Source organism: Enterobacter sp. BIDMC 26 (assembly GCF_000534435.1).
GTDB lineage: Bacteria > Pseudomonadota > Gammaproteobacteria > Enterobacterales > Enterobacteriaceae > Enterobacter > Enterobacter ludwigii.
The window spans coordinates 2,819,106-2,845,299 of the sequence record NZ_KI973182.1; the positions used below are offsets into that span (position 1 = coordinate 2,819,106).

At 46.6% G+C, this 26,194-nt stretch carries 36 protein-coding genes; 18 read left to right on the top strand and 18 right to left on the bottom strand.

The features are described from left to right. The first annotated feature begins 39 nt into the window (after positions 1-39). Positions 40-591 (top strand): YfbU family protein, encoded by a 552-nt coding sequence (locus L462_RS10165; protein ID WP_032678768.1) that lies wholly within the window; start codon positions 40-42, stop codon positions 589-591. Between the two features lie 92 nt (positions 592-683). On the opposite strand, the gene L462_RS10160 is transcribed toward L462_RS10165, so the two are convergent. From L462_RS10160 to L462_RS10145, 4 genes are all read right to left on the bottom strand, one after another. Then, entirely contained in the window at positions 684-1,196 is a 513-nt protein-coding gene (locus tag L462_RS10160) for a hypothetical protein (protein WP_032678769.1), read from the bottom strand. Beyond that, entirely contained in the window at positions 1,193-1,729 is a 537-nt protein-coding gene (locus L462_RS10155; protein ID WP_032678770.1) for a lysozyme, read from the bottom strand. Before L462_RS10155 ends, L462_RS10160 begins: the two co-directional genes overlap by 4 nt. Next, positions 1,729-1,944 (bottom strand): class II holin family protein, encoded by a 216-nt coding sequence (locus tag L462_RS10150; protein ID WP_000286102.1) that lies wholly within the window; start codon positions 1,942-1,944, stop codon positions 1,729-1,731. Before L462_RS10150 ends, L462_RS10155 begins: the two co-directional genes overlap by 1 nt. A 70-nt stretch (positions 1,945-2,014) precedes the next feature. After that, complete coding sequence (locus L462_RS10145) at positions 2,015-3,067, bottom strand: DNA-methyltransferase (RefSeq protein ID WP_032678771.1); 1,053 nt, start codon at positions 3,065-3,067, stop codon at positions 2,015-2,017. A gap of 274 nt (positions 3,068-3,341) precedes the next feature. On the opposite strand from L462_RS10145, the gene L462_RS0123615 reads away from it, so the two are divergent. Beyond that, positions 3,342-3,614, top strand: coding sequence for a hypothetical protein (locus L462_RS0123615; protein WP_155964434.1), 273 nt, complete (start codon positions 3,342-3,344; stop codon positions 3,612-3,614). 138 nt (positions 3,615-3,752) lie between these two features. Here the strand turns inward: L462_RS0123615 and L462_RS10140 are convergent, their stop codons facing one another. From L462_RS10140 to L462_RS10110, 8 genes are all read right to left on the bottom strand, one after another. Further along, positions 3,753-4,445: a bacteriophage antitermination protein Q gene (locus tag L462_RS10140; protein ID WP_032678773.1), complete on the bottom strand. Its 693-nt coding sequence runs from the start codon at positions 4,443-4,445 to the stop codon at positions 3,753-3,755. Between the two features lie 21 nt (positions 4,446-4,466). Further along, positions 4,467-5,528 (bottom strand): DUF968 domain-containing protein, encoded by a 1,062-nt coding sequence (locus tag L462_RS10135; RefSeq protein WP_032678774.1) that lies wholly within the window; start codon positions 5,526-5,528, stop codon positions 4,467-4,469. Next, positions 5,525-6,217: a phage antirepressor KilAC domain-containing protein gene (locus tag L462_RS10130; protein ID WP_032678775.1), complete on the bottom strand. Its 693-nt coding sequence runs from the start codon at positions 6,215-6,217 to the stop codon at positions 5,525-5,527. The genes L462_RS10135 and L462_RS10130 overlap by 4 nt, the downstream gene beginning before the upstream one ends. Before the next feature lie 102 nt (positions 6,218-6,319). Beyond that, a complete protein-coding gene (locus L462_RS10125; RefSeq protein WP_032678776.1) occupies positions 6,320-7,654 on the bottom strand; it encodes a phage N-6-adenine-methyltransferase in 1,335 nt (444 codons plus the stop codon). Next, positions 7,651-8,505 carry a conserved phage C-terminal domain-containing protein gene (locus L462_RS10120; RefSeq protein WP_032678777.1) on the bottom strand — a complete coding sequence of 285 codons (855 nt, stop codon included), beginning with the start codon at positions 8,503-8,505 and terminating at the stop codon, positions 7,651-7,653. Before L462_RS10120 ends, L462_RS10125 begins: the two co-directional genes overlap by 4 nt. Further along, entirely contained in the window at positions 8,495-8,674 is a 180-nt protein-coding gene (locus L462_RS0123620; protein WP_020690687.1) for a DUF4222 domain-containing protein, read from the bottom strand. The genes L462_RS10120 and L462_RS0123620 overlap by 11 nt, the downstream gene beginning before the upstream one ends. 172 nt (positions 8,675-8,846) lie before the next feature. Beyond that, the gene (locus L462_RS10115) at positions 8,847-9,395 is read right to left on the bottom strand and encodes a YmfL family putative regulatory protein (protein WP_032678779.1); all 549 of its coding nucleotides are present in this window, start codon (positions 9,393-9,395) and stop codon (positions 8,847-8,849) included. 22 nt (positions 9,396-9,417) lie between these two features. Next, complete coding sequence (locus tag L462_RS10110) at positions 9,418-9,633, bottom strand: Cro/CI family transcriptional regulator (protein ID WP_032678781.1); 216 nt, start codon at positions 9,631-9,633, stop codon at positions 9,418-9,420. Positions 9,634-9,732: 99 nt separating this feature from the next. Here L462_RS10110 and L462_RS10105 point away from each other — a divergent pair, with 99 nt between their 5' ends. The 12 genes from L462_RS10105 to L462_RS10055 all read left to right on the top strand — a co-directional run bounded on the left by L462_RS10105 (position 9,733) and on the right by L462_RS10055 (position 17,462). Continuing rightward, positions 9,733-10,359, top strand: a complete 627-nt coding sequence (locus L462_RS10105) for a LexA family protein (protein ID WP_032678782.1) — start codon at positions 9,733-9,735, stop codon at positions 10,357-10,359. Positions 10,360-10,992: 633 nt separating this feature from the next. Further along, a complete protein-coding gene (locus tag L462_RS10100) occupies positions 10,993-11,364 on the top strand; it encodes a hypothetical protein (protein WP_016247397.1) in 372 nt (123 codons plus the stop codon). A gap of 53 nt (positions 11,365-11,417) precedes the next feature. Continuing rightward, positions 11,418-12,248 (top strand): YfdQ family protein, encoded by an 831-nt coding sequence (locus L462_RS10095; RefSeq protein ID WP_032678783.1) that lies wholly within the window; start codon positions 11,418-11,420, stop codon positions 12,246-12,248. Between the two features lie 135 nt (positions 12,249-12,383). Then, positions 12,384-12,923 carry a hypothetical protein gene (locus L462_RS10090; protein ID WP_032678784.1) on the top strand — a complete coding sequence of 180 codons (540 nt, stop codon included), beginning with the start codon at positions 12,384-12,386 and terminating at the stop codon, positions 12,921-12,923. Next, the gene (locus L462_RS10085; protein WP_032678785.1) at positions 12,911-13,108 is read left to right on the top strand and encodes a hypothetical protein; all 198 of its coding nucleotides are present in this window, start codon (positions 12,911-12,913) and stop codon (positions 13,106-13,108) included. The genes L462_RS10090 and L462_RS10085 overlap by 13 nt, the downstream gene beginning before the upstream one ends. Continuing rightward, positions 13,105-13,398: a hypothetical protein gene (locus tag L462_RS10080; protein WP_032678786.1), complete on the top strand. Its 294-nt coding sequence runs from the start codon at positions 13,105-13,107 to the stop codon at positions 13,396-13,398. Before L462_RS10085 ends, L462_RS10080 begins: the two co-directional genes overlap by 4 nt. Continuing rightward, positions 13,395-13,967 carry a 3'-5' exonuclease gene (locus L462_RS10075; protein WP_032678787.1) on the top strand — a complete coding sequence of 191 codons (573 nt, stop codon included), beginning with the start codon at positions 13,395-13,397 and terminating at the stop codon, positions 13,965-13,967. Before L462_RS10080 ends, L462_RS10075 begins: the two co-directional genes overlap by 4 nt. 34 nt (positions 13,968-14,001) lie before the next feature. Next, entirely contained in the window at positions 14,002-14,208 is a 207-nt protein-coding gene (locus tag L462_RS25575) for an excisionase (RefSeq protein WP_071882644.1), read from the top strand. After that, positions 14,169-15,335 (top strand): site-specific integrase, encoded by a 1,167-nt coding sequence (locus L462_RS10070; RefSeq protein WP_032678788.1) that lies wholly within the window; start codon positions 14,169-14,171, stop codon positions 15,333-15,335. Before L462_RS25575 ends, L462_RS10070 begins: the two co-directional genes overlap by 40 nt. Positions 15,336-15,516: 181 nt before the next feature. Continuing rightward, positions 15,517-16,653: a hypothetical protein gene (locus L462_RS10065; RefSeq protein ID WP_050595751.1), complete on the top strand. Its 1,137-nt coding sequence runs from the start codon at positions 15,517-15,519 to the stop codon at positions 16,651-16,653. Further along, positions 16,631-16,954 carry an STAS-like domain-containing protein gene (locus tag L462_RS10060; protein ID WP_032678791.1) on the top strand — a complete coding sequence of 108 codons (324 nt, stop codon included), beginning with the start codon at positions 16,631-16,633 and terminating at the stop codon, positions 16,952-16,954. The genes L462_RS10065 and L462_RS10060 overlap by 23 nt, the downstream gene beginning before the upstream one ends. Next, positions 16,947-17,462 (top strand): hypothetical protein, encoded by a 516-nt coding sequence (locus L462_RS10055; protein ID WP_032678792.1) that lies wholly within the window; start codon positions 16,947-16,949, stop codon positions 17,460-17,462. Before L462_RS10060 ends, L462_RS10055 begins: the two co-directional genes overlap by 8 nt. A 572-nt stretch (positions 17,463-18,034) precedes the next feature. Here the strand turns inward: L462_RS10055 and L462_RS25160 are convergent. Further along, positions 18,035-18,244 carry a hypothetical protein gene (locus L462_RS25160; protein WP_126488083.1) on the bottom strand — a complete coding sequence of 70 codons (210 nt, stop codon included), beginning with the start codon at positions 18,242-18,244 and terminating at the stop codon, positions 18,035-18,037. 30 nt (positions 18,245-18,274) lie between these two features. Then, a complete protein-coding gene (locus L462_RS10045) occupies positions 18,275-18,928 on the bottom strand; it encodes a 6TM ABC transporter family protein (protein WP_032678795.1) in 654 nt (217 codons plus the stop codon). Positions 18,929-19,560: 632 nt separating this feature from the next. Here L462_RS10045 and L462_RS10040 point away from each other — a divergent pair. Further along, a complete protein-coding gene (locus tag L462_RS10040) occupies positions 19,561-20,106 on the top strand; it encodes a hypothetical protein (protein WP_032678797.1) in 546 nt (181 codons plus the stop codon). A gap of 285 nt (positions 20,107-20,391) precedes the next feature. On the opposite strand, the gene hxsA is transcribed toward L462_RS10040, so the two are convergent. From hxsA to hxsD, 4 genes are read right to left on the bottom strand one after another with little or no spacing between them, the layout of a single operon-like run. Further along, positions 20,392-21,021 carry a His-Xaa-Ser repeat protein HxsA gene (hxsA, locus tag L462_RS24470; protein ID WP_072031457.1) on the bottom strand — a complete coding sequence of 210 codons (630 nt, stop codon included), beginning with the start codon at positions 21,019-21,021 and terminating at the stop codon, positions 20,392-20,394. Then, positions 21,018-22,130, bottom strand: a complete 1,113-nt coding sequence (gene hxsC, locus L462_RS10035; protein WP_032678798.1) for a His-Xaa-Ser system radical SAM maturase HxsC — start codon at positions 22,128-22,130, stop codon at positions 21,018-21,020. The genes hxsA and hxsC overlap by 4 nt, the downstream gene beginning before the upstream one ends. Beyond that, positions 22,123-23,511, bottom strand: a complete 1,389-nt coding sequence (gene hxsB / locus L462_RS10030; RefSeq protein WP_032678800.1) for a His-Xaa-Ser system radical SAM maturase HxsB — start codon at positions 23,509-23,511, stop codon at positions 22,123-22,125. Before hxsB ends, hxsC begins: the two co-directional genes overlap by 8 nt. Then, positions 23,511-23,783 carry a His-Xaa-Ser system protein HxsD gene (gene hxsD, locus L462_RS10025; RefSeq protein ID WP_032678801.1) on the bottom strand — a complete coding sequence of 91 codons (273 nt, stop codon included), beginning with the start codon at positions 23,781-23,783 and terminating at the stop codon, positions 23,511-23,513. The genes hxsB and hxsD overlap by 1 nt, the downstream gene beginning before the upstream one ends. A 606-nt stretch (positions 23,784-24,389) precedes the next feature. On the opposite strand from hxsD, the gene L462_RS25580 reads away from it, so the two are divergent. From L462_RS25580 to L462_RS10015, 3 genes are all read left to right on the top strand, one after another. Continuing rightward, positions 24,390-24,557 carry a hypothetical protein gene (locus L462_RS25580; protein WP_226777971.1) on the top strand — a complete coding sequence of 56 codons (168 nt, stop codon included), beginning with the start codon at positions 24,390-24,392 and terminating at the stop codon, positions 24,555-24,557. Positions 24,558-25,105: 548 nt separating this feature from the next. Next, positions 25,106-25,546 carry a transthyretin-like family protein gene (locus L462_RS10020; protein WP_032678803.1) on the top strand — a complete coding sequence of 147 codons (441 nt, stop codon included), beginning with the start codon at positions 25,106-25,108 and terminating at the stop codon, positions 25,544-25,546. 220 nt (positions 25,547-25,766) lie between these two features. Beyond that, positions 25,767-26,123 carry a hypothetical protein gene (locus L462_RS10015; RefSeq protein ID WP_020883896.1) on the top strand — a complete coding sequence of 119 codons (357 nt, stop codon included), beginning with the start codon at positions 25,767-25,769 and terminating at the stop codon, positions 26,121-26,123. The last annotated feature ends 71 nt before the right edge of the window (positions 26,124-26,194 follow it).

The following is a 26,194-nucleotide window of genomic DNA, read 5'->3' on the forward strand; positions in this document are numbered from 1 at the left end:
AACTATGGGATCGCCTCATCACTTATTAAGGAGATTTCAATGAGCTACACACAAGCTGAAAAGTTACAAATCCTTTTACTCTGTGATATCCATGAAGCACTTGGAATTAAAAACAGCTTTGATGCCGACTTGATCAGGGAGGCGGTATCAACTGATAACACATGGGCCTTAGAATGGAATGCTCCGTCATTGGCTACAGACGAAGACACCCCAGAAGACGTAAAATTTGTATGTGATGTCTTAGATATGTACGACTTCTTGGCATTTACGTACGAACAGTTAGATGATGCACAGAAGCGGCAATTACATGAAGAAGTCAGACATTTCGATGGCATTAATAGTGTGACCTTCCCAGGTTTTGATGGTAACAACGAGGGCAGATTAATGAGTATTGCTTATATGTTGAAGAAGATGGAGCGCTTCAATAAGCAAGATATAACCAAGAATGCTCACATGCCAACAATTGCTATTTATCGCAGAATGCTTGATGTTTTCCTTCCAGCACGTGCCGAAATGATGCCTGGTGTCGGTGTAAGTTATGAAGCTTTAAAAAATACTTTATTAGCGAGAGTTCATCCAGACTATCGATAATCCTTTAAGCTGTGTTTCATATGGCGCCTGCCTGACATCTGTTTTCCGTATGGGGATGTCTTCCATGACATCCCCTGTTTAGGGGAACATCATTAACGCTCTTGTTCTATCCGCCGTATACCCGCAAAATTATTGTTCCCTTTCTCAATTACGGCCAGCAGCGGCTTAATCCATAAAACAGCCTGACAGTAAGTTATTGCGCTGGCGGCAACGGTACGATCATCGGCTTCGTCAGGTCTGTCGGAATCGGTGTGCATGGCGCTGGCACGTAAACGGTACGCGTATTCGAGCAACCCACCAGCAATGTCAGCAGGAACAGGTAGATCACAGGTTTTTTCACGGCGGAGAATCTCCCGGTATTCGATTAGGGTTTCTTCGGTGCTGGTGTCAATCAGGGAGTTAAGCCTATTAGCATGTTCTGCAACCTGATTGAACCGATTAAAGTTGAAAGCCTGAGTGGCGATCACCTGCCCTTGCAAAGCGTTGTCACTTCGCAGAACATCGTTATCACTCTGTAGGCTTGATGCATCTGCGCAACTCTTAACAAGCGCTATTGACAGACCAGCTATAACGCCCATAGCGATAAGACCAAGATTAAATTTCACTGGTCCAGCCCCCAGCACGCCAGCGCGCTTTCCTGGTCCCGTCGCTCAACCTGGCCATAGCAGCCATACTTCTGGCCTTTGGTTAGACGACAATCACGGCCACCGTCTTTAATCCACCAGCGGATTGCCTCGCATGCACCGATGCGGTCACCTGCGTTGACGCGCTTATAGAAGGTCGATGGGAAGCATTTACCGGGGCCGATGTTATACGGGCAGAAGGATGCAATACCCACCTTCTGTGGCTCTGTCAGAGGCACTTTGATATTGCGATCAACCCAGGCTAATGCCTTATCGCGTTCAATAGCGTTAACCTTCCGGCATTGTTCCTCAGTGGCCGTCATGCCTTTAACAACACGCCTGCCATCGATAACGGTCACGCCGTGACATAATGACCAGACCCCACCTGGATCAACAACGGCCACCAGCGCATTGCCTTCTTTCTCGCTGATGAATTGGTCGAAAATGAGTGGAGCAGATGCCCCTGACGCGATTAGCGCCAGCACTGCTGCGCTGAGCTTTGCTTTGTTCGACATCATTCACCCCGCGCAGCTTTGCGGCGATCCGCTTTGATTTGGAAGTACAGACTCGTTAACCACGTCAGCAAACCAAACATGAGGCTACCGAGCACACCAATGGCCGCCCATTGAGATGGGGAGACTTTATCGAGAAGCTGAAGCAACCAGTATCCGGTCCCCCCTCCCGATGCGCCGTATGCAATACCCGTCGTGATTTTTTCCATTCGATACATGCTCTCACCTCGCTACGTTGCGGGTGTCCAGTTGAGGTAATAAAAAGGGCCGCGATAGCGACCCAAGCTTTTATTCCCCTGCCAGTTGCCTTACCTCACTTACCGTCTGGTTGAAACGTTCCTCTTCCAGTTCTACGCCGATAGCCTGGCGGCCCAGCTCAATGGCTGCTTTAACAGTTGATCCCGAGCCCATAAAGAAATCAGCTACCACATCGCCGGACCTGCTGCTGGCGTTGATGATTTGCCGCAACATATCAGCGGGCTTTTCGCACGGGTGTTTGCCTGGATAGAACTGGACGGGTTTATGTGTCCAGACGTCGGTATAGGGCACGGCTACTGTCACAGAGAAATGCCGCCGAAGAGATTTGTACTCTTCCAGCAGATCAAGGTATTTCCGGTTCAACGAATGCCATGTGGCCACCAGCTGGTGATGCGGTGCTTTGAGTTCAGAGGCGCGGTGCTTCTCAATGGCGATCTGAGTGAACAATTTCTGCAGCTTTTCGTAATCCTGCTCGTTCGGTAGTTGCCACTGACTGGCACCGAACCAGTGAGACACCATATTTTTCTTTCCGGTCGCGTCAGCTATTTGCCTGGACGTGACCCCCAGTTCGGCTCGTGCATCCCGAAAGTAGGTGATTAACGGAGCCATGACGTGCTGTTTGACCTCGTTGCTTTTCTCAGCAAATCCGTCGCTTTTCGGCTTATATGGCCCCTGATAATGCTCAGCGAAAAGGATGCGTTCCGTCGCGGGGAAGTAAGAGCGCAGGCTTTCTTTATTACACCCGTTCCAGCGCCCTGATGGCTTCGCCCAGATAATGTGGTTCATGACGTTGAAGCGTTCACGCATCATGATCTCAATATCGGATGCAAGTCGGTGGCCTGAAAACAAATACAGGCTGCCGGCAGGCTTAAGCACTCTCCAGAACTGGGCAAGACACATATCAAGCCAGCGAAGATAGTCGGCGTCACCGTTCCACTGATTATCCCAGCCGTTCGGCTTCACCTTAAAATAAGGCGGATCCGTAACAATAAGGTCGATGGTGTTATCTGGGAGGGTTGCGAGGTATTGCAGGCAGTCAGCGTTGATAAGCTCAACACTGTTTATATTTACAGTATTTTTCATAGATCCGTAAGCGTAACTCTGATAGGCTCACTATGCTTTTGCGCTAAAGCAGTGGGCCTTGGTTAGCTTGTGACCTGAAAGCATGAGCTAATGGCTGGTTGGGTGCGACAACACCCACCAGCCGCCCATTTCCACAAATAAATGCTCCCTCTCTGGAAGCGCTCAATTTCTAATTAGAACTTGCCGTATTTATAAAAATAAAGACCTGGCATAAAGAAAACATGCATCTAGACGATATATAAAGAGTATTCATAAGAAAATGGAGGTACTAGTTGTGTCATTTCAGAGTATCGCGCAAGTGCGCCAAGCTATAAGAAACATTGTCTGTTACATCGACCCGAATGAATCCAAGACTCATACACATAATATTGATTCATTTATTATTTATGATGCTTCTGGCGATGTGCTATACCGCTATATGAAAAATATGAAGTGCTTTTACGAAAATAGCCCAGCTTTTAAAGCCAAGAGAACACCAAGAGATGTCGCAGAGCTAACAATCTTCGATGCAGGAGCTCAACTCCAATGGAGTAGTGTCTTCCCTTAAGATTCCTTTAAAAACATCTAATAAAAAACCCGCTCATCGGCGGGTTATATACTTTTGGCAACATATCAAATTAGCTTCAAATATGGCTCATTTTGTTGCATTTTGCAAGCCCAATTGAGGGAGTTAGTGAAAGTTACCTCACATTTCCGCCACTTTCAGCTCTTGGTAATCTTCGAACCGTGTCAAAATTTCGCTTAGTGCCTGGCTGTCCATTTCAGCAAACGACGCTTTGAAAGCCGCCCAGTGGCCTGAATACACTCTAAGCCAGGTGGAACGCTCAACGCTGACCATGCGCGCCAGAGCTGCTCCAGCATACTCCTGATAGGTATCGTTATTACGCGAGGCAGCAACTTCTTGCGCCGCCAGCCAGACAAGCCCTATCAGTTTTTTAGTGACACGGCCCTGTATTTTTTTGCCGCTATGCTGACGCTGAAACTGCTCCCACACGTACTGGCACATTAACGTCTGGTACCGGAAGGTCAGGTCATACCCATAGCAGTACCTCACCCATGCCTGCAAATGCTCCCCCAGACCATTGACCGATCGACGCCATGCTGAACAAGCGAACTCCGTATCCTTAATAGGCGGTAAAGGTCGGCGACGGCTCCTTGTCTCAAGAACATAAAGCGGAGTGGCCAGAGTTTTTACAACCTTCGCTCCACAACCTTCACCACCCTCCATGACGATTTCAGGATGGTGCCGAGGGTATTTATTCTTATCTGCTGGTGGATGCTCACTGAACGCCTGCAGCTGTCCTTTTGTCGATCCTGATAAATCCGCCAGCGCGCGGCGCAGTTCAATCCGCGTATATTCCAGTTCTTGTAAATTCATTATGCTCAGCGCTCCATACAATTACGCTTTTGTTATTACGCCGATCGCCAGCGCTCGATTCATAAACCGGAATAGCAGCTCCAGCTGGGTACCGTGTTTTTTCTCGAACGCTGCAACATCAGCATGTAATTTGTCGTGACACTCTCTGCACAGAGGGATCACGAACAAATCGTGGGCTTTAGTGGCGGTACCGCTCATGCCGTTACCAATGACATGGTGTGGATCATCAGCTGGCCGCCGGCAACCTTCACAGGGCTGGGTTTTAACCCACCGGGTATAGTCCTCATTCACCCACCTGCGGTGTTTTGGGCGCAACATGAATGATTCAGGGGATTCAGGATCCGCATGCAGAGCCAGAACCTTTGGCTGTTCATTGGCCACTTCCTGATTTGCTCCATGCTTTAATTTCGCAGCCGTGACCGCAGGGGTGACCTTCTTCTGCAAAATGCTTTTTGCCGGGGGCATCGGCACAATGTCACTTTCTCGATATACGGATAAAAACGGCTCATCCGGTAATCGAAGCGCAAGCTGGGCCATCCTTTCCGTGATTGCATCAGCAATGCCTGAGTAAATGGCCCACCAGCACAATTCACCGAGTGATAGTTCACGCTCGTTGTTGTAGCCAAGCGAAGACAGGATGGAACTGATCAGCCAATTAATGAGATTACGCCGGGCCAGTTCTGCCAGCGCCGCGGTGGTTTGCTCGCGCAGCTGGTTATCGCAATGCCAACAGAGCAACATTGAGCCGGGGGGATGTCGCATCGATACCAGCTCATGATGGTGATAATCAGTGTGCGGGTACTGGCATTCCTTCACGTTACGCTCTAACCAGGATTCCAACGCGGTCAAACCGCCTGCTGCACGGATTACTCTCTCGTCGGTGAAGAATTCCTCGAGGGACTTATCTTCTGCCAGCGGCTGCCTGGCATCAGGGACGAGGCCCGACAGAAGCCCAGCCATGCTTTTTGGCTGAGGCTCCACCAGCACACGCCCCTGTTGAAACAGAGACATCAGTTCGCTGCCCGGCTTTAACACCACCAGCCCAAGGCGCGGAACAGTCTCGGCTGTAAACAGTCCTCTCACGCGGCATGCCCCTTAGCGATGTGTGCCGTCCACAGGCCGCCGATCCACTCTATGCCTTTGGGTGTAAAACGTGCCTGGCTAAAGGCGTAGTTTGTTTCGCTCGTGGTGCCAGTTTTCACTTCAAACCGCCCGGCAGCAATGTGCTGGTGCCGCGGTGTCAGCACTCCACTGAGCCGGTACAAAATGCCGCTCTCAATGAGGAACAAGCGGAAATCGGTCTCTTTGGCCTGCAACAGCTTTGCCACCTGGCGGAAAGACATTGAGCCTTTGGCAGTACAATACCGATCGACAAACTCAACTTTCGGCGCGGCAACGGCTAACTGCTGGGCAAGTTGTTCTTTCTGCTCGGCCAGATCCGCGGCGAGACGTAATGCCTCCGGCAATGTTTGCGGGACACTTACGGCCTGACTGTTCTCCAGCTCTTGCCAGCGATCGACAACAGCGGCGGTAAATTCTGGCGACAGCCTGGCGACGATCACCAGAGAATCACGTTTGTTGAACCAATACTCCTCGTAGGTTTGCCCGTTTTGCGGGTGTGTGTAGGGGGTGTGCGCCAACGGCGCGGTTAAAATACCAGCAGATGCAAGGCGCTCAGCTGAGCGCTTCACATCACCATGTTTACTCTGCACCAGCCTGGCAATTTCACGGCTGGACATTGTCACAACACCCTTTGCGGTTAACTGATTCATGCTTTTGCTCCATATCAGGCGGCTGCACCCGCCTTTTGATTTGCACATAATTCAGGAAGATTTGCCTTTACCAGCCCCACCAGAAAGTTATCAACGATAAATTCACGCATTTACGGTCCCCTGCATGCTGTTGAAGAGACCACCAGCGGTCGTGATAATTTCACTCGTCGGCATACGTTCGAGCCACAGCTGGTTGATATTGGCTTTCAGCTTGTTCTGTTGTGAAACAGGTAGAGCGTCAGCCCCTTCAATCTGGTTAAACACCAGCCCAACCTCAAGAGGCCAAACGCGCGATTCGTTTAACGCCTTGTCATTTGATTCCTGCGTCTCACGGACATGGGCGCGGATCCCCCGTATATTTGACCATTTGGCTTTATCCAGGCTTTCCATGATCGCGATGAATTCACTGTGGTTAATGCCGTATTCTTTCGCAGACTCAACGGCAACTGTGCGTAACCGCTCTGACATGTCTTGTTTCACGTCATCGTTATCAAAGGGCAATGTTTCCAGCCATGCATTAACACCCACCAGGATGCTCTCGCTGATCAGCTTTTTCGCTCTGTCGATCGCCAGCGGTGAAACATTGGTAAATTCAGGGTTTTCCAGAGAGTCGGCAGCCCAGGTATGACCAAACTTTGACTCGCTGAAGGTGTACTCATCTTTCTCGCCGAACGCCGCAACAACACAGGCCCAAGCCTCTACACCACTGGTTTCCAGAATGGCTTTTTGGGTTAATGGCAGTTCTGCCTCTGATTTCTCCGGCGCTACCTCAGCGTCCAGCTCCGGCGCCGCATCAGTTTGCGTTCTTCCCACTGCAAACTGGGCCAGCGACATCGAAGCACGGCCTTTGGCCTCCAGGTCGGTGCGGTTGATGTAACTGAAACGCTCTCCCCGCCATGTTTTGTCGAAGACCACGATAGCGCCAGCAAAAAACGCGCTGGTGGGCTGCTGCTTTTCGTCTTTCGGCACGAACCATGTAGGAAGATCGAAACCAATTCGGCCACGGATGAATGTGACGTGATCTGCCTCTTCCGGCCACCACGTCTCACTCGTCGCTGACTTTATGAGAAAAACGTACCGACCACCCTTTTCTCGCATTGCCATAGCGTGGTTGATGATGTGGGTCATTCCGGTAACCGCTTGCTTGTCGTGGTACTGAGAGCGGCTATAAGGCGGGTTGCCAAACCCGGCACCACCGAGTTCTGCCAGACGCTCTGACCAATCCTGTGTCAGGGCATTATCTTCAGCCGTGTACCATGCTGGGCACTTTGCGTTGCTGTCGTCGGCAAAAAGGTCCAACACCAGAGGGCCGAACATCGCATTGATACCCCAAAACAACAGATCCGGAGTGCGCCATTGATCGCCCACCTCTTTCAATTCGTGGGCTGGTCTTGAACGCAGTTCAGCCAGCGCGCGGCAGTATTTATTTTCATTCATCCTCTGAACCCCTCTGGAATCTTGGTATCAACCGGACCGAACTTCATCGGATCGTGTTTCTTTTCACTCCAGCTTTCACGCGGTGGACGCCCCTTCTTGTCCCAACGGATCCCGCTTTGCAGATAACCCTCAAACTTTTTCGGGCCAAATAGCGTTTCAGGGCGCATGTACTGGTACTGCACGTCATTGCCATTCCAGTGCTCATGCTTAAGGTCAATCACCAGCTGTAAGTCGCCAACGGTGTAACCTTCACGCAAACGAGCACGGATATTTTCCAGAGAAGTTTTTGATTTTTGGTATCGTGAGCCGCTAACCAGGTTCAGATGATTTAGAACCAGGATGGCGTTATCGGTGATCGTCACTTCAGGGTCTGGTTGCGGTGCAACCGGACAAGAAGGTTTTTTAACTGATGGATCAGTAGTTGTATTTACTGACGGATCCCCCCCAGATTCTGACGGGTGAAAACCGCCTTTTTTATCGTTTTTTGATGCCTCAGATTTTGACGCGTCGGTTTTTGAGGCATCAGATTTTGATGCGTCAGAATCTGACAGGTGAGAAAAGGCAGCAGCCTGTAATTTCGCAACATTGAGCTGGTAAACGTTCGATGCATTGCGGTTGCCTTTACGGCGCTGCTGGCGGGTTAACCACCCGTCTTTTTCCAGTTGTGATATGGCTGTGCGAACCGTGCTCTCACCGGCACCAATCTGGCGCGCGATGGTAGCGATGGAAGGCCAGCTAACCCCTTCATCACTGCTGAAGTCTGCCAGACGCGCCATGATGGCAACGCTTGACAGCTTCATGCCAGAAGCGGCACAAGCGTCCCAAACGTAACCCGTTAATTTAGTGCTCATGGTCGTCCTTTAACTCTGTAAACTTGCGCTTGAATTGTTCGAGCGGGCTGAAACATTCGTGGTTATAACCATCCCGCAGGTAGATAACTCGTTGAGTCTCTGGCTCCCACCGGATAACCCGAACGGGGATCCCTCTGTGGTCTTTGAACCTTCGGTTAACTTCGCGCATAAGCGTTTCGCCTTCCTGTAGTAAACCCCCACAATTGCGACCGCCCGACTGTGGTTACATGGCACCCAGCGGTTTGCTATTCTGCGTTCATACCGAAACAACGGAGCGCCCGGTACCGGGATCATCCTTAGTTGCGGCAAACGGTTAAAAGCCGTTAAACTGGTCATGCGGATTACTTCTCCATACAAGATTTGTCTGCCACGACGCCCGGAGCTGCACACTCGCGGGCGTCACCTTTTTCCGGCGCACAAAACACACGGAAAAGCAGCGTCAAATGTTCCTGCCACTTAGCCATCACCTGATAGCTGTTTTCTTCAATCTGGGCGCGTTCTTGAGCATCAATAACGCCGTCAGCGGTAGCTTTGCGAACGTATTGCGAATGCCTGCCGATCCACTCCACTGACTCCATAAGACGCTGGTTGATGTCACCGTTCTCTATTTCTTCAACGTCAGCCAATGGCACGAAAACACCGTTCGAGTGACGTGCAATAGCGTTCGCTATGTGGTTTGAACCACCAGCACGTTGAAGCACCATCGCCCAACCCAGCGGGAAGATCTGATCGCCATCGGTACGCAGCCGGTTAAACAGCGCATTCTCGGTCACACCCAACCATTCAGCTGCTTCGGAATACCCGCCAGGCAGTTCGGTTATCGTTTTTTTGATTGCGGCCACCAGCCAGGCTGGCTGCTTATCTACTTTCCATTCAGGTTCTATACCCACGGCTAGGTCCTCCCTTCTGTGGTTATTTCTGATCGTTAGACGATGTATTCTTGGCATAACGTTCTGGGTTGAATTCCAGTTCACCAGCAGTTCGATACGCAGCTTCAGCAGCTCGTCCTTTTGGGATTAAGCGTCCGGGGCGGTTACGCCACTGGTAAACAGCCTCACTGGTGATGCCAAAAAATTCGGCAACTTTCTCAGTGCTGCCGAAATGTTGTTCAATCTCGTCGGTTGTCATGAAGCCCCCTTAGCTAAGTTTGATTAGATATTAATAACCAATCTAACTTTGGTCAATAAAAACTAAGATTACTTAGTCTTTTTTAAATTTGGTGCTTTCATGGAAACAGTTGGTCAGCGCATTAAAGCCCTACGCAGGGTTACAAAAACCTCTCAAAAAGAACTGGGTAAGTTCTGCGGGGTTAGTGACGTAGCTGTGGGTTATTGGGAAAAGGATGTGAATATCCCAAACGGGGAATCGCTGGTTAAGCTGGCTAAATTCTTTAATACATCAATAGATTACATTCTTTACGGCACTGAATTTGAAGGTGCCCTCATAACTAAAATGAGGCGTGTGCCCGTGATTTCCTGGGTTCAAGCTGGGCAGTTTACGGAATGTAAAGCTGCTGATTTATTCAGTGATGTCGATAAATGGGTTGAAACATCACTTCGCATTGGGGATAGCGCGTTCGCTTTAGAGGTCAAAGGGGATTCAATGACCAATCCAAATGGCCTCCCAACAATCCCTGAAGGGGCAACCGTTATTGTTGATCCAGATGCCGAACCCCTTCATGGCAAGATTGTGGTTGCGCGTATTGATGGCACTAACGAAGCGACTGTTAAAAAACTTGTCATTGATGGCCCACAAAAATTTTTAGTGCCACTAAATCCTCGCTACCCCAACATCCCGATCAATGGTAACTGCCTCATTATTGGCGTTGTTAAAGGCGTTCAGTACGAACTCTAATCCCTTCCCGCTCTTCCTTTAAGCATCAAGCTAAGTTTAGTTTGATGTTTTCACTTGACCAATAAACTAAGTTAAGTTAGATTTTTTTCTGTCAACACCAAACCACCGCGCCTGATGTGGTTAAAAGCAGGCCAAAGCAATAAGACGTGATCCCTGCTCTGGCTGCTCACTTTCCCCTTGAGGGTGACAGCCAGCTTTTTAAGGACATAACAGGCGAGAGCATTGCTGATTATCGGACTGCGTGAGACGCGACTCGGTAAAGCAGATAACCAGTGCTCTCACCGTTGTGGTAATGCGGCTCTGCGCACGTGACGAGGCCAACAAGTTTTTATTTCAACTTTTGAAATGAATACGTTTCTTGAGGTGTAGCGTCGCCGGTTCTGGCCGGTCCGGCAGGTGGAGGCACCACCGCCACAACAAAATCATTGCTGTGTGTAGTCTTTGCCCATCACATCGGTGGGCACCTTTTTTACACAACAGACAAGGGCATCGCCGGGTGACGGGCTCATAACCCAATCCACCCGGGCGCGAGGGAAGTGGCCTGTCTACCCATAACAATCGCGCGGGTGCCCTTGTCTGTTGTGTATGGAGAAGTTCACTGGCGGTGGCAGCCGCCTCACTGAGGGTTAAACCATGAGTAATGACCGCATGACCGTAGTGCCCGATTTCCTGGGCGAACTGGATGCCGGCGTGTTCATGAACAAGATCGCGGCAGCTTTAAACACTACCGCGCTTGGCGTTCTGAACAACGGTACCAAAGGCAAAGTAGTCCTCACCTTTGATATTGAGCGTATGGGTAACTCCGTCGAAGAGAAGCGCGTCAAGATCAAGCACAAGCTGAACTACGTCACCCCAACCCCGCGCGGTAAAGCCTCCGAAGAAGACACCACCGAAACACCAATGTGGGTTAACAAAGGCGGCAAGCTGACCATCCTGCAGGAAGATCAGGGGCAGCTGTTCGGAATCAACGGCGGCGTTGACGGAAAGCTTAAAGCGGCACAGTGATCCGCAGCAGACAAATCACTGACATCCCTTTGACAACATATTAAGGAAATTTTATGTCCCAGATTTTAGACGGCAATGCACTGCAGCAGGTGAAAGACCTGGTTCTTTCCGGTTACCACCTGGAAGCAGCAAAAGTTACAGCATGCCCGACTGCCCTGCTTCCTGAAGGGGTTCACGTAGAAAGCCTTGAGCGTTTCGAGCTGGAGCGTTTTCGCTTCCGTGGCGTCATGACCACAACCAGTATTCCTGATTTTGTGCGTTACGCCGCGGGCTACGCCAACGAAGCCGAACCAGCGCGCTGCTTTATCGATGCTGACAACATGACCGCACGCTCTGTCTTCAACATCGGTTCGCTGGCTAACCCTGGCCATGCTGATAACGTCGCCTCAATCACCCTCAAAAAGACAGCACCATTCAGAGCCCTGCTCCAGGTGAACGGTGATCGTCTGGGCCAGAAAGAAATTGCTGAATGGTTGGAGGACTGGGCCGACTTCCTGACCGCATTTGATGCCGACGGGAATGTGTTGTCCATCGCGCAGGCAGCTGGTGCTGTTCGCCGCGTCAACATTAAACAAGTCTCAGAATCAGCTCATGAAGACGAAGATTTTGGCGGCAAAAAGTCCCTGATGCAGAGCGTTGAAGCCAGCAGTAAAGACGTCATGCCAGTGGCCTTTGAGTTCAAATGCGTGCCATATGAAGGCCTGGGCGAACGCCGCTTTAACCTGCGTAACAGCCTGCTTAAAAGCGGGGAACCGATGTTTGTACTCCGCATCGTTCAACTGGAAGCCCAGGAAGAAGCTATCGCCAACGAGTTCCGTGACCTGCTGATCGAGAAGTTCACCGACAAGCCGGTTGAAACCTTTATCGGTAACTTTAAAGCGTAATTTCTCTGCATTAAATCCCCGGCGCCGCGGGGATTTATTGAAGCGTAATTCCCTTTATTAATCGCCAATGGCGAGGGATTCGTACAACCAAAAACTGGCGCAGGTGCAGCTGCCAAATATGGAGAAGAAAATACGATGAGTTATATCCAGACACTTTCAGGTAAGAAATTCGATTACCTCAATTCAACCACTGACGACGTAGAGATCGAGGATATTGCGACAGCACTTTCCCACATCTGCCGCTTCAGTGGTCATCTGCCGGAATTTTACAGCGTGGCCCAGCACTCGGTACTGTGCAGCCAAATTGTGCCGTCAGAGTTTGCATTTGAAGCCCTGATGCATGACGCAGCTGAAGCCTATTGCCAGGACATCCCTGCCCCCCTGAAAGCATTGCTTCCAGATTACCGTCGCATTGAAGAGCGGGTAGAACAGGTGATCCGGGCCAAATTCAGCATCACCCCTGATATGTCAGCGGTAGTGAAATACGCCGATCTGGTGATGCTTGCCACGGAACGCCGCGATCTGGATATCGACGACGGCTCACTCTGGCCTTGCCTCGAAGGTATTCCAGCCAGCGACATTATCCAGATCGTTCCTCTTCGCCCAGGCCAGGCATATGGCCTGTTCATTAACCGTTTCAATGAGCTTACGGAATCACGCGCATGCCTCGCATGAAGATAAAAGAACTGGTAGCCGCAGCCCATGCTGCGGCGGGGAAACTGCCACCAGCAGATGCTGCCCTGATGCGTGAGGTGGCTACTCGCCTGGACGTAACATTTGCCGCCTTGACGGAATCGGTGGACCAGCGAATGAGCCTTGACGCCGAAATTAACCATCTTCGTCAGGAGTCCGTCCAATGACCACCAACAAATATGCGACTCTGCGCGACACAATCGCCAGAGCCAAACGCCACGACTGTCAGAAAGTCGTGATGCGTGTGACGTTAGCTGAAGAACTTCTCGGTCAGTTGTCAAAAGCAGAGGAGCGGATCGCGGAGCTGGAAGCAGTATTGGCATGTGATAGGTGCGGGACAATTTGTACTCGTCCTGACGGGGCTCATTATTGCCACGTCAGCGACAACGCCGACTCGCGCTACAGTAACCTCCCAGTGCATCAAAAGCCCAGAATCAACAATGGAGAAAGCAATTGAACGACTTAATGATTGACCTCGAATCAATGGGGAAAAAGCCTAACGCGCCGATCGTCTCAATTGGTGCTGTCTTTTTTAACCCTCAAACAGGTGAGTTTGGTCAAGAGTTCTATACAGCCGTCTCGCTTGAAAGCGCAATGGATCAAGGCGCGGTACCAGACGGAGATACTATTCTTTGGTGGCTCAAACAAAGCCCGGAAGCTCGCTCAGCTATTTGTGTTGATGATGCGCTGCCTATCACTGATGCACTGTCGGAACTGAGCCATTTCATTCACCGGCACGCAGATAATCCAAAATACATGAAGGTCTGGGGTAACGGTGCCACCTTTGACAATGTGATTCTGCGTGGAGCTTACGAACGCGCCGACCGCATTTGCCCTTGGGCCTTTTGGAACGATCACGATGTTCGCACTATTGTTACGCTCGGTCGCAGTGTCGGTTTCGATCCGAAGCGTGACATGCCTTTTATTGGCGATGTGCACAATGCCCTAGCTGATGCGCGACACCAGGCAAAATATGTGTCAGCAATTTGGCAGAAACTGATCCCTACCACCAGCGACAAATTTTAATTACTCGGGTGCAGCCGGGTTAATGGAGAAGTATATGCTGAGCCTCGATTGTGTTCCCATCTCAACTTATTGCAAAGAGACTGGCGAAACCCCTGATGCAATCAATAAGCGTGTACAGCGCGGTGTTTGGCGTGAAGGGGTGCAGGTGCTTAAAGTTGAAGGCGTTAAGGAGAGATGGATAGATCTTAGTGAGGTTGCAAAATGGGCACGAAAGAATCGCCTAAACTCCCACGCGGCGTAACCATCAGGAAACATCGTAATGGTGAAACCATCAATATTACCTTCACTTATAAAGGGGTTAAATGCCGTGAACCGCTTTCTAATTTGGAAGTAACCCCCAAAAATATCAAATACGCCGAGCGCACACTCGGCGAAATCTACAACAAGATCGAAAGGGGGACGTTTGTCTATGCGGAATACTTCCCCCGTTCAACCCGCTTGAAAATTTTCGGCAACGCTGCCGCAGGCAAAACGGTGAAGATGTACCTGGACGAGTATCTGGTGATTTGCGAAACGAGAAAGCTATCACCTTCGACAATTGGCGGGTATAAGAAATGCCGTAGCGCTTTGTCTGCACTTCATATGTTTCCAGCAAGTGAGTTAACCCCAGCAGCATTGAAGACATGGATCCAGAACCAGAAAACAACATTGAAGACCATCCGAAACCAACTTTCTTTCCTGCGTTCTGCATTGGACGAGGCAGTGACGGATGGTGTACTTCCGATTAACCCTGTGTCGCTGGTAACAGCCTCACGGTACCAAAGAGATAAATCAAATGCAGAAAGTAGTTATGTGGTAGATCCGTTATCACCAGTCGAAATTGATGCCTTGCTCGCTGCTACTGGGGACAAGCAATGGGAAAATCTTTTCCGATTCGCCATACAAACAGGCCTGCGTAGTTCTGAATTATGTGCTCTTCGCTGGAGTGATATCGACTTCGTTGGAAAGACCGCTCATGTTAAAAGTGCCAGTGTTGTTGGTGTGATCAAAGGGACCAAGACAAAAGCAGGTACAAGAAAAGTTGAACTGACAGATCAAGCAATGTTTGCTCTGATAAATCAAAAACCGTTCACCTTCATGAAAGACGCTACTGTCTTTGAAGACCCTAAGACGAACAAACCGTGGGCCAGTGCTGACGCGATTAGAAAAAAAGCTTGGGTGCCGACACTGCGTAAAGCAGGTATTAGGTACCGTAATCCATATCAAACAAGGCATACATTCGCAACTCGTCACATTAGCCAAGGAATAAACTTATTTTGGTTAGCGGGACAGATGGGGCACAAAGGACCAGAAATGCTTTTCCGCCACTATGGTTCATACTTGTCTGCTTATGATGGTCATACCGCTGTTGATTCAAATACGGCTTAGTGATATGGAAAGCGTGACTATCTCTGACTCTACTGGGGTTTTCACGCTTTTCTCAGTAGAAATTTAGCAACTTGAAATCACATAAAAAACATAAGGATACAAGGTATTGACTGTTAAGATGCAAATCCACTAACCTTACCTATGACTCTAGCATAGCTATGTATCTTAGGGAAAAATAATAATGATTCAGAAAAGAAATAAGAAACATATCCGCAATTTAATATTTAAAGCAAAAAAAACAATCAAGAACGCCTCTATCAGTTCCAATTGGAAAGCCGTTGAACTGAACAGAGAAAAGTTAAAGCTTATTAAATCAGGATTTAAAAAAAACATAATCAACAAGAGAAAGAGCAATAAACGTGTTCTTTTTACCGCGCCCCGCAATATAAATTATTATAAACGTTCTGATTACGAACTAACTAATAAATTCCTGAACGAAATCCGAGATTGTCTTTTATCAGACAGAAAAATCTTTATAGATTTTTCAGAGACTAAATTTATTAGTGCTGCTGCAATGCTATCATTCTTAGCTGAGATAGATGTATTGATTACAAAAAGTAAATTTGGTGCTAACGCAGTCAATTTTTCGCATCCTAAAGATGAAAAAATAGAAAGTATTTTAAGTCAAGTCGGGTTTTATGACATAGTACGAAAAACAAAACGTACCACGAAAGATTTTGATGACGTAAGCTTCTGGAAATATACATCAGGAATATGTTCAGAACCGATGCTCGCTAAAGAAATGATGATTGACATAAAAAAAGAAATTGAAAAATCCGCGTCTAGAAAATTATATCGTGGCTTTACTGAAGCAATGTCAAACTCTGTCGAGCATGCTTACATTGATGATACAGATCATGATGAAGAAGAAGGAACAGCTAAATGGTGGACGTTTGCAGGAATAAACAATAAAGAAATTGTCATTGTTATATGTGATAAAGGGGTAGGAATACCCAAAACTCTACCTAAGACTCAAGGATACAAAACATTAAAAGACTTAATCAGTTCACTTGGATTCTCTTTAACGAATGTAAGAGATTCGGCATTAATAAAAGCATCAACAATGTTACAAGAAACCAGGACGCTTCAAAAAAACAGAGGGAAAGGACTGAACGATATAAAATCTGTAATTGATTCTATTGGTTCAGGTTATATGGGTATTTTTTCTAATAAAGGAAGATACGTATATAATGGTAAAACAGGTAAAATTAAAGAAGTTTTGAGTGACCATAAAACCTCAGTTAATGGTACTATAATTGAATGGACCTTCCCATGTGAGATGGAGACTACTTCAGATGAACACAATCCGAGTTGCTGACAGATACCCATGCCCAGGCCCACGGTTCAAAAGGCTAGGGCCTGCTTCTGGCGAAGAGTTTCGCGAATGGGTAGTGAAGGAGCTTGAAAAATCGCCTAATTTGACCATCAATTTGGATGGCACGGAAGGTTATGGTTCCTCCTTCCTAGAAGAGTGTTTTGGCGGATTAATCCGAAAAGGTTATGATCCTAAAATTGTAAGGGCTATATCTTTTATTTCAAATGAAGAGCCTGAACTTATTGATGAAATTAATGAATATATAGAGGATGCAGTAGCCGAACAGGGAGGGTCTGATGATTAAACCATCTGTAAATAATTTAACATGCAGTTGGACAGATGATCCTTTTTGCAAAATAGGGACGCTCTTTCACGATGAAAACCAATATGTTACTTGGGTACTTGTATTAATTGGATGGGTAATTGCATTTGCAATAGCCCGTTACCAGATTTTCCAAGATAAAAATAAAACGAAAGATATTAATCATAATGAGTGGATCGGTGAGTTTCGCGAAAAATTAGAATCACTAGAGGATTTTGGTCTATATTTTTGGGCTGAAAAGAACACTAACAATGAGGCTCTAGCTTTCGCAAAAATGGTCAGGGAAATTAAAAGCCTAACTACTTTAGCAAAGGAAATAAAAAGCTGTGGGAGTATTCCATATCAGCCCAAATTGTTTAAGGATTTAAGGCAGGCTCTTACTGATGATAGCAATGTAAAAAACAGGCCATTGCCGCCAAACGACTTTCAGATTAGGAGAATACGTGAAACGTGTTCTTCCCTTCGGCAAGTTTACTCAAGAAAAAATTAATATGTACTCTGCATTATATCTGATTAGAATACGTATGGCGTACGCACGATTCATCATGTAAATAAAAACCATATATATCAACAATATATAACATTTCAGATGCGGGTTCAACTCCCGCCAGCTCCACCAAAATTCTCCATCGGTGATTACCAGAGTCATCCGATGAAGTCCTGAGAGCCCGCACGGCGCAAGCCCTGCGGGCTTTTTTGTGCGTTGAATTTGTCCCGCGAAGTCCGAAGAGAACTAATTAAATCCGAACTTAGTAGCAACAACAAGACGCGAATTCAGCTTCCATTTTGGGAGTTGAATTCACGTCCGATATAACTTGCTGTAATTCATATAGCCAAATGGCACGGCTATTTTTTAGCGTCACCTGACGACTTTGGAGCGTTAGACGAAGTACCCGTACTCTGTGCTGGGGTTGGCTGCATCTTGGGTATTGTTGCACCATGTTTTTCAGTGTTTGCTGACTGTGTTTTCACCATCTTAGGCATGATAGCGCCATCTCCAACAACCATGCGAATCGGATTACTCATTTTCTGGCTCATACATTTCCTTCTAACACATTGATATTACGAAGAAGTAGAATTCTTTTGAGAGCTATTACCGTTTTGAGGGACATTTTGACCAGTTGATGAAGAAGCCTGTTGCCCAGTAGAAGGGATAGCTTGCATAGCAGGAACATTAGCCCCATTGCCAACAAACACACGCTGCATTGTTGGGACGTTGTGTCCTTCCATGCTAATTCCAAGATTCAAACTAGTGTTGTCTTTATCACTCATAACTTAATTCCAGAGGTTTAGTGTTAATTATCACGGCTTCGTCGTCGTGGGGGCTGCTGGGGAGTTTGGTAAAACTACAGGATTAACCGGAGAGGGAGTGGGTGCTGGAACTTTTGGCATAGCAGGAATTGAAGCCCCCTTATCAATAGGAAGTTGTTGCATTCTCGGTACTACCTGCCCTTCATTAAGGTTGCTTACAACGCATTTTTTGGAATTATCAGTGTCCACTTGCGACCTCTTAGAAAAATTACTTAAACCGAATACAATCACCGAAATGATAGCCAATATGAAGAAACTACCTGAAAGCCAGTTCAACAGCGAAGTGAAATTCCCCCATCTGTTTTTTTCACTGAACGCATTTTGATCTCCATCAATATAATATCGTTCAGCTATAGACAACTGTTTGGTTAATGCCTTGTTACTAATGAGAAAACTAGCAATGGTTGATAGGATAGCAAGCCCAAAAAAAGTCCACGACAGATAAAGGGAAGCCACAAGTGTAGGCCCTTCCTTACTGACAATATCTTTTAGTAAGGTCAGCGATATAGCTAGCCCAGCTGAAGACAAAGTGAGAATATTTTTGTCATAATTGTCGGTATTTGATAGCTCACGCTTATCAATCTCCGCTTTGTAAACCGCGAAAATCGCAGTTGCTTGCTTTATTTCCTCGTCAGTCCTACTCAACTCATTCTCCCTAAGAAAGCCACATTCTGGAATAATGTGTGTATAAACGCTACATATATTGTCTCATAAAAACAAAGTGAAACAGAGCTTCAAGAGTCCATCACCAGTGATGTATTACTCAGTTCCTTTCACCTTAAACAACAGTAAGTTGCTTGCAATATAAATGATTAACTAACAGCGTTGGTATCATCTGTTAAAAGTGACTAGCCTCACATTTTGTAAAAGAAGAGGAGAGATACAACTGCAGCATCTTGAATGAAAAAGAAACCATACTCATATAAAGAGTACTGTTTTTAAACTATGAGGTTTTCATGCCTACCTGCCAAGCACCACACCGCTACGACACAATGTTTGCCGCCCTTCCAGAGGATCAGAGCTATCCATTCCGTCATAAATGTGCCGGATGTGCATACGAACTTGGATTTCAGGCAGGGGTATCAAACCAAGAGCCTAGCGCTGCTACGGCTATTGACTCCATCTTAAAAAGCCAAGCGGCTGAAGTTCGCCATAGAAGCCCAAGAGTAGCCTATTACCAAGGTTACACCGATGGTCTGAACGAGTATTACCTGCAAAACCCTCGTGGATAACCATCCACACTCTGTAACTTTCATTAATTTAGCAAGGAATCCTACATGATCACTTATGCTTCTGATTTTAATGAAATACCTAGTGCTTTAGCCAACAACCAAGAACTCCAAAGAAAAATGTTATCTCTTATTGCCAGTAAAAAGATTGCGGGCAAAGCGACCGAAGGAGCAGGCAGGGTAGAAGAGTTCAGAGCAATTTTATCTCAGCTCACAAATGGTGAATTGCGCTTAGACGAAGCAATTAGAGCCGTTGAAACTCGTATTCCACGTTATACATCAATCCATTCCGGGGATAACAGAGTCTTTGCTAGTGGCTGGGCAGAACGTTTAACCAGAACACAGTTTAGTCGGTTCTACAACCAAGCAGTATTAGAAATCGAGATAGCAAAGGGACACAACGAATGCTTTGTTCCCCCATCGTCGCAGGAGCAAGCATCATCACAGTGCTCACAAGTTCTTGCAGGACGTTCTCATGACGTCAGTCATCTACTCAAATTATTAGTTACCTCTTATGAGGATGGCAACTGGGACAAAACGCCTAAAATTCCTGATCATCCCCATTGCACCCACGTGATTAAGCCGATGTCTTGATTTTTGTATTGGGCATGTGACATAGTGGTGTGACATTGATTCCCGCTACATTGATCAAAGAATCAGACAGTTAGTATTTGGTGTCGCTTTCAGCCAGCTCCACCAAAATTCTCCATCGGTGATTACCAGAGTCATCCGATGAAGTCCTAAGAGCCCGCACGGCGCAAGCCCTGCGGGCTTTTTTGTATGCATGATCTGTCCTGCGGCGTCTGAATGTCCTGTCCCAGAATTAGCTACATCCTTCAAATAGCGAGTTTTATGTTCATTCTATTTAACCAGATATTTTTAACGGGCCAGTATATTTAAAGAATTCAATAACTGAGTATCTAATGTTTCTCTTACTGGAGTAGGAAGCCCATTTGCAACTCTATAATCTTTGATAGCAGCTCGTGTCGCTGGTCCCATACTTCCATCAATATTACCGTTATAAAAACCTTTATCCAGTAATGCAAACTGCACTCGCATGATTAAACGTTTACGCTTTTCAGTATCAGAAGTCAGCCCACTAGTTGCACGGGTAGTTCCATTCGTTCCAGCAGAGTTTGTAGTCGTAGAGGCATCCATGTCATTAGAGCGAAGCGAACGAACAGATGACGATGAGGAACTTGTCCCTGAACTTGAAGAGCCAGATGAGCTTGGTGAACTGTATGTTTTAGGATAATAAGGAGTGCTGCCACCATAGTACCCGCCACCTGATGAGGATCTGTGAGAACTATGACTCCGATGGGAGCTATGGCTGCGATGCCCTGCAATGTAGAATGGGACTTCCGTGTTAAGTGGTGCTATCACTAAATCATGCTCATTAAGAGTCATACCGGGCAAATCACTTGCTCCAGTAGAGGAATCACTTGCCCATACAGAATTATTGAGTGCCAAAAATCCCGGAAGCAGGGAAGCGAAATTAATTTTTTTCATAAAATTGGTCTCGGAGGTTGATGAAAACGGCCTTTTGACGAACTGAAATAACCAGCACAGGAAGACTTCTGAGTACATTCATCACATTCTTTGGGATAGTAATTTTTCCAGTCAGAAATTGACTGGGTAGCAAACCCTCTGGCTTTTTCAGGAAGATGGCACAATGGGTAATTGAAGATTGTTAGAGGGATGCCTGACCTTTGCGCAGTGTCTATGACAGAGAGGATTTTCTCACGATAGTTATCATGCTCGATAAAGATTGATGACCAGTTTTTTCGTGCCCACCCGATAGATTCCAACCCCATAAGGGAAATCTGATTGATGTTGGAGAACACACGGCCGACGAACTCTACGATGTCATCCAGTTCTGTATAGTTAGCCAGTGTCGGAATAACTCTAAGTTCGATATTAATCCCTGAGTTTCCTGCATTGATTAACCCCTTGACTGTTTCATTAAATGCGCCATCACTCCCTACCAGATGATCATGCACAAGTGGTCTTGATGAGTAGAGCGGGATACCAAAGGTGATTTTGATCTTTTTGCTTCGCTTTGCCATTTCCTGAGTAAAGTTGGTATCAGCAAATTTGCGTCCGTTTGTTAAAACATGCAAAGCAGTATCTGGTGAATTCTCGATGATAAAATCAATGAAGTGAAGGAAATCATCTCCATACAGCAAAGGTTCACCACCGCTGACCCCAACAACTCCATTCAAACCAAATGAAGCTATAGCAAGAGCTGATTGGGTAAGAAGCCAATCATCATTTGATTTTTTTGGTGGCTGCGAACAAAACAGACACAAGTTATTGCAACGTTCCGTTACTAAGACAGTATTATGATTGGCTCTTCGGGACAGAATAACGCGTATCATATTGCCATTGTTGATTATCCCAATATCTCCATCTTCAATTGACTCAAATAATTCAGTGCTAATAACAGAGTAATCAAAGCATGGTAGAATGACATCATTATTGCTTTCAGCAACTACCAGCAAATTGGGCAAAAAGAATAAAGGGTTCACTGGTTTTTGTTTGCATAACCGATAGAACCCCGCGGGCACAGTCTCTTTTGAAGCAAAATGAAAGATATCGTTCCTGATAACCTCAGACATATGCCCATCCTTTTAGCATCTCAGCCTTCGGACCACCTTCTGAGATGCAGTTCATCAGATACCTGAACATCCCCTTGTGATACTGACAAAACGTTGAACGACTCCTATCACCGACAGGCTCACCCTGTACACTTATGTTCTGGCATGGATCTGCACCGCAAAATGGTTGATATGCACATGTATCACAACCTGGTAGAGCAAAATTGAACGATGAACTTAATACTGCGTTATAGTAAGGACTCTTAGAAAATTGTAGCGTCTTAACCTCACCCGCACTGAACTCCGTTTCAGGATTCACCTTCTGCAACATACGGCTCTCATCGCTACCATATACTCGACCGTCATAATTGAAAAGAATACTGTTAAGCACAACCCCACTTGGCGACTTTAAATCTGCGTAACCACTAAAGCCGGGATTGAAGATCCTTTTCAGATGAATGGAGGCCGAATGTTCCACAACCCTTATCCCTTCATTATTGATCTTAAGGATTTCATCTATCAACGAGGCATAGAAACTGAAGTATTCATCCATAGAAAAGGTGAACGATGCTTTTTGTGCAAACCCATAGGGACTAACAGGTCGGATAAACATGTCCTTGAGGCCAAGAGACAAGTGAGCATGGACAATCGATTCAGGATGCCTGATAAGATCTTTAGTAACTGTGGTAACCGTTGCAACTCGCCCAGCGCCTAAAGACCGTTTAATAGCCTCTACTCCTGACACTGTTCTACTGTACGCAAGCCCATGACCAAGAATTCGATTACTGTTGTGAACAACTTCCTCACCATCAAGCGAAGTAGAGAACGTTATGTTCCTATCTCTCGACCATTCAAGCATATCCTCATTCAAGACAGACAGGCTTGATGCTATCACCATCTCAAAATCGATACCTCCCAGCGTTTCAGCACATTGCTCATAGATAGACTGAATTAAATCGAACCGCAAGAGTGGCTCTCCACCCTGTATCTCTATCTTGTATGGTGGTGTCGATAGTTTTTTGATAGTAGAAATGATATCAGGGATGAGATCGGGATCTAGATCATAACCAGAGGCATTCACTGAAGCTCTACTGACCTGACAATACTTGCAGGTATGGTCGCAACGTAGTGTGGGCACAATCATGAAAATTGGCCTGATAGCCAGTTCATTCATCAATCGTTTTGCAAAAGCAGAACTTAAAGCATAGGGCGTTATAGCCGATGAGCTTTCGTTGGTTATGAATAGCTTGCTTTCGAGTGCGTTTGATTGTTCCGCATTGATTTGCTCATCAGAAAGATCAAGCAACTCTTGCTCATCAATGAAATGATGAAAACCAGCGAGGTTGCTTATAAACACCTGTCCATTAGGCAATCTGTCAAAATTGAATGGCATCAATTCCATTACGAAAGCCTTTCATCGACACTGCGAAGCACTTTATGGACAATAGAATCTCTCAACGCCCCTGTTTTATGCTGTAGTTTTTCTCGCAAAGCGTAATCATTCAGCAGCCTCTCGAATTCATAGAGGCATTCGGGACTATCGTTTTCAAAAGAGATTTTCCAGGAGGATATATCTTCACAAAACTTCCACTGAGTAAGCGAAGTCATCCAGTACAGGGTATTGCGTATAACCCATTCAGAATAAACATCTTTTTTTAATATCCTTTCGCACATTGCCATTGCCTCACAAAACTAATAATCACAATCAGCAACCACTGTAAAGCGGATTTTTCCTATAGAAATGAGGATACACCATTTAATTAATATGTTACAGGATGTTTGCATCTGAATGGCGACTCTGACAAATGATGTTGCTTATCCTATGATAATCAATAATGTTTTCTGATTATCATATGCCGCTTGAACCGGTTAAATTTTAAGCGCCCAATATACCATCAAAACGTATGGGCTTAAAAGATCTGCTGGTGGTTCATGATATGAAATCTATTACTTCAATAATTCTTAATGAGAAAGAATTTCCTCATGACGTGATGAAGCTGCACTAGCGCACGTCGATACTAACTAAGCCAGGAGAGCTTACAATCACTCTCAATACCTTGAGCATCTATACGTCGTACCCACTGTTGCAATTTCTGTTTACGAAATTTATACCGCTGAGAATAAGGTCTCAGAATCGGGGCGGCAAATAGCGATAAACGCCGCAGGCTGCGTAATGGCGGGATTGATGTGTGGGCCAGATGCACCTGTTTGTGTACTTATTGGTGGTTTTGTCAGCGGTGCTCTTGCAGTATGGGAAATGGGGAGTGTGTGGAATTGATTATGCAACAGGTTAATTCAATATCTCTGGTAAAGGGTCAGGAAGCGACAGATTTATCCCAGGCGCAGCCTAACGTAGTGATCAATGGCAATAGCACAGACATTATTGTACCAGGGCAAATACTGGAAGCAGCTGTTCAGGTTAATGATCATCGCTATATCTTTTTTTAACGGATGACATTATTTTCGAGGAGTCACTGACAATTGCTGTTATCGATGTTAAGGATGGCGTTAAAGAAATCGTCCGTTTGGGTAACGAGTATTCGATGGGGAGTTTTGAAGTATTATCCGTTACAGTAGATAGTATCAATTTCAGATTCATTGGTAATTTTCTCTGGACAGTCAACACCGTCGACTCCCCGCGCTTAAGGCTTCCTTTTGGTTCAGACCCCAAGGTGTAAAACGAGAGGCTGGCCTGAAAAAATACATGGCGATTTCAGCCACTCCTGCGCCAGAGAAAGTTCGTTGATGCGACTTTCTGCCAAGCGCAACGTCAGTACGTTAACATTGTAAAGGCAACGATAAGACCTCTTATTATGTAGCTCGTAAGGCTACATTCTGCACGCGTCCATTCACACACTTTATTTATCCAGGCATAAGTCTGGAAAAACTCAGTAAATCAACATCCTTAACAGAATCTACAGTTCCGGAATTACACCACCCGCGTATACTGCATTCACGCCACCGAAAAACACCTCAACGCAAAAGGATTCGCACCCATGACAGCGTCCTCAAACCGCATCGCAAGCCAGGCTATCGTGGCTCTCACGTTATTGCTCAGCGGTTGCGTTTACCATGATTATCCCTCCCCTCGTATTGAGGGCACATTGAATAACGCAGGGAAACCGCTGCCCCGGGTAACCGTTTCGTTAGTGGAATTCGACCGACACATTGCCACGACACAAACGGATAATAACGGGTATTTTTCTTTCGTACCGCAGGGAGACTGGCATGTTTTTATACCCGTCGGACCGCAAGATCGCCTGAGTAGCTGGACACTGACAACAATCGACCCTCAGGGACAAAAACGCGATATTTACACATCCCAACGCTTTGGCGGGCCTTTTTCAGGCTATTCCAGGAGCGACAGCGTGAAACTGTTCTGCGAACTCTCCCCAACAAGCGGCGAGAGTCAAAATATATTTTGCGAAGCTCAGTGAGTTAATTAACTTTACTCATGGCCAAAAGCCACCAGTAATATGTATATACATGCCCCAGGTACACGGCATTGAACCTGAAAATAATTAATTCCTCTGCGTAACTAAATACGCTTCACGGTATAACGCCAAAATAACATTACAGTTTTTTCCTAAAGCCACGCCGCTTCGTCTGTGCCATGCTGAATCACGCTCATAACCGATAACGTTAAATGAGGATATTATGAAAAAAACAATTATCGCATTATCTGCCGTTCTGCTGGCTTCCCCAGTATTTGCTGCGACCACACATGCAACTGACGATACCGTCGCTGCGGCGAAGGCAAACGCCAACGACGCGAAGCAAAAACTGCACGAAGAGCAGAATAAAGGCGAAGAGCTGAAGCTGAAACAGAAGCATGCTGCAGAGGGTAAAACCGAAAACTTAAGCAGCAAGGTCAGCGAAGATTCCCAGAAAGCCTGGCATAAAACCAAAGAAGGCACCGAGAAAGGGTGGGATGCCACCAAAGAAGGTGCTGAGAAAGGCTGGAATAAAACCAAAGAAGGTGCCAGCGAGCTGGAAAAGAAAGTCACTGAGTAATCCCTTCGAAAGGCCGCAGACGCGGCCTTTTTTATTCCCTCCTGCCCTGCTCCCTGCAGACTAAACTTGTC

Excerpts from the sequence above, each read along its gene's own strand:
- L462_RS10165 (WP_032678768.1), top strand. The coding sequence starts at position 40 with ATGAGCTACACACAAGCTGAAAAGTTACAAATCCTTTTACTCTGTGAT.
- L462_RS10155 (WP_032678770.1), bottom strand. The coding sequence starts at position 1,729 with ATGTCGAACAAAGCAAAGCTCAGCGCAGCAGTGCTGGCGCTAATCGCG.
- L462_RS10150 (WP_000286102.1), bottom strand. The coding sequence starts at position 1,944 with ATGTATCGAATGGAAAAAATCACGACGGGTATTGCATACGGCGCATCG.
- L462_RS10145 (WP_032678771.1), bottom strand. The coding sequence starts at position 3,067 with ATGAAAAATACTGTAAATATAAACAGTGTTGAGCTTATCAACGCTGAC.
- L462_RS10140 (WP_032678773.1), bottom strand. The coding sequence starts at position 4,445 with ATGAATTTACAAGAACTGGAATATACGCGGATTGAACTGCGCCGCGCG.
- L462_RS10130 (WP_032678775.1), bottom strand. The coding sequence starts at position 6,217 with ATGAATCAGTTAACCGCAAAGGGTGTTGTGACAATGTCCAGCCGTGAA.
- L462_RS10125 (WP_032678776.1), bottom strand. The coding sequence starts at position 7,654 with ATGAATGAAAATAAATACTGCCGCGCGCTGGCTGAACTGCGTTCAAGA.
- L462_RS10120 (WP_032678777.1), bottom strand. The coding sequence starts at position 8,505 with ATGAGCACTAAATTAACGGGTTACGTTTGGGACGCTTGTGCCGCTTCT.
- L462_RS0123620 (WP_020690687.1), bottom strand. The coding sequence starts at position 8,674 with ATGCGCGAAGTTAACCGAAGGTTCAAAGACCACAGAGGGATCCCCGTT.
- L462_RS10110 (WP_032678781.1), bottom strand. The coding sequence starts at position 9,633 with ATGACAACCGACGAGATTGAACAACATTTCGGCAGCACTGAGAAAGTT.
- L462_RS10105 (WP_032678782.1), top strand. The coding sequence starts at position 9,733 with ATGGAAACAGTTGGTCAGCGCATTAAAGCCCTACGCAGGGTTACAAAA.
- L462_RS10100 (WP_016247397.1), top strand. The coding sequence starts at position 10,993 with ATGAGTAATGACCGCATGACCGTAGTGCCCGATTTCCTGGGCGAACTG.
- L462_RS10095 (WP_032678783.1), top strand. The coding sequence starts at position 11,418 with ATGTCCCAGATTTTAGACGGCAATGCACTGCAGCAGGTGAAAGACCTG.
- L462_RS10090 (WP_032678784.1), top strand. The coding sequence starts at position 12,384 with ATGAGTTATATCCAGACACTTTCAGGTAAGAAATTCGATTACCTCAAT.
- L462_RS10085 (WP_032678785.1), top strand. The coding sequence starts at position 12,911 with ATGCCTCGCATGAAGATAAAAGAACTGGTAGCCGCAGCCCATGCTGCG.
- L462_RS10080 (WP_032678786.1), top strand. The coding sequence starts at position 13,105 with ATGACCACCAACAAATATGCGACTCTGCGCGACACAATCGCCAGAGCC.
- L462_RS25575 (WP_071882644.1), top strand. The coding sequence starts at position 14,002 with ATGCTGAGCCTCGATTGTGTTCCCATCTCAACTTATTGCAAAGAGACT.
- L462_RS10070 (WP_032678788.1), top strand. The coding sequence starts at position 14,169 with ATGGGCACGAAAGAATCGCCTAAACTCCCACGCGGCGTAACCATCAGG.
- L462_RS10065 (WP_050595751.1), top strand. The coding sequence starts at position 15,517 with ATGATTCAGAAAAGAAATAAGAAACATATCCGCAATTTAATATTTAAA.
- L462_RS10060 (WP_032678791.1), top strand. The coding sequence starts at position 16,631 with ATGAACACAATCCGAGTTGCTGACAGATACCCATGCCCAGGCCCACGG.
- L462_RS10055 (WP_032678792.1), top strand. The coding sequence starts at position 16,947 with ATGATTAAACCATCTGTAAATAATTTAACATGCAGTTGGACAGATGAT.
- L462_RS25160 (WP_126488083.1), bottom strand. The coding sequence starts at position 18,244 with ATGAGTGATAAAGACAACACTAGTTTGAATCTTGGAATTAGCATGGAA.
- L462_RS10040 (WP_032678797.1), top strand. The coding sequence starts at position 19,561 with ATGATCACTTATGCTTCTGATTTTAATGAAATACCTAGTGCTTTAGCC.
- hxsA (WP_072031457.1), bottom strand. The coding sequence starts at position 21,021 with ATGAAAAAAATTAATTTCGCTTCCCTGCTTCCGGGATTTTTGGCACTC.
- hxsC (WP_032678798.1), bottom strand. The coding sequence starts at position 22,130 with ATGTCTGAGGTTATCAGGAACGATATCTTTCATTTTGCTTCAAAAGAG.
- hxsB (WP_032678800.1), bottom strand. The coding sequence starts at position 23,511 with ATGGAATTGATGCCATTCAATTTTGACAGATTGCCTAATGGACAGGTG.
- hxsD (WP_032678801.1), bottom strand. The coding sequence starts at position 23,783 with ATGTGCGAAAGGATATTAAAAAAAGATGTTTATTCTGAATGGGTTATA.
- L462_RS25580 (WP_226777971.1), top strand. The coding sequence starts at position 24,390 with ATGCAACAGGTTAATTCAATATCTCTGGTAAAGGGTCAGGAAGCGACA.
- L462_RS10020 (WP_032678803.1), top strand. The coding sequence starts at position 25,106 with ATGACAGCGTCCTCAAACCGCATCGCAAGCCAGGCTATCGTGGCTCTC.
- L462_RS10015 (WP_020883896.1), top strand. The coding sequence starts at position 25,767 with ATGAAAAAAACAATTATCGCATTATCTGCCGTTCTGCTGGCTTCCCCA.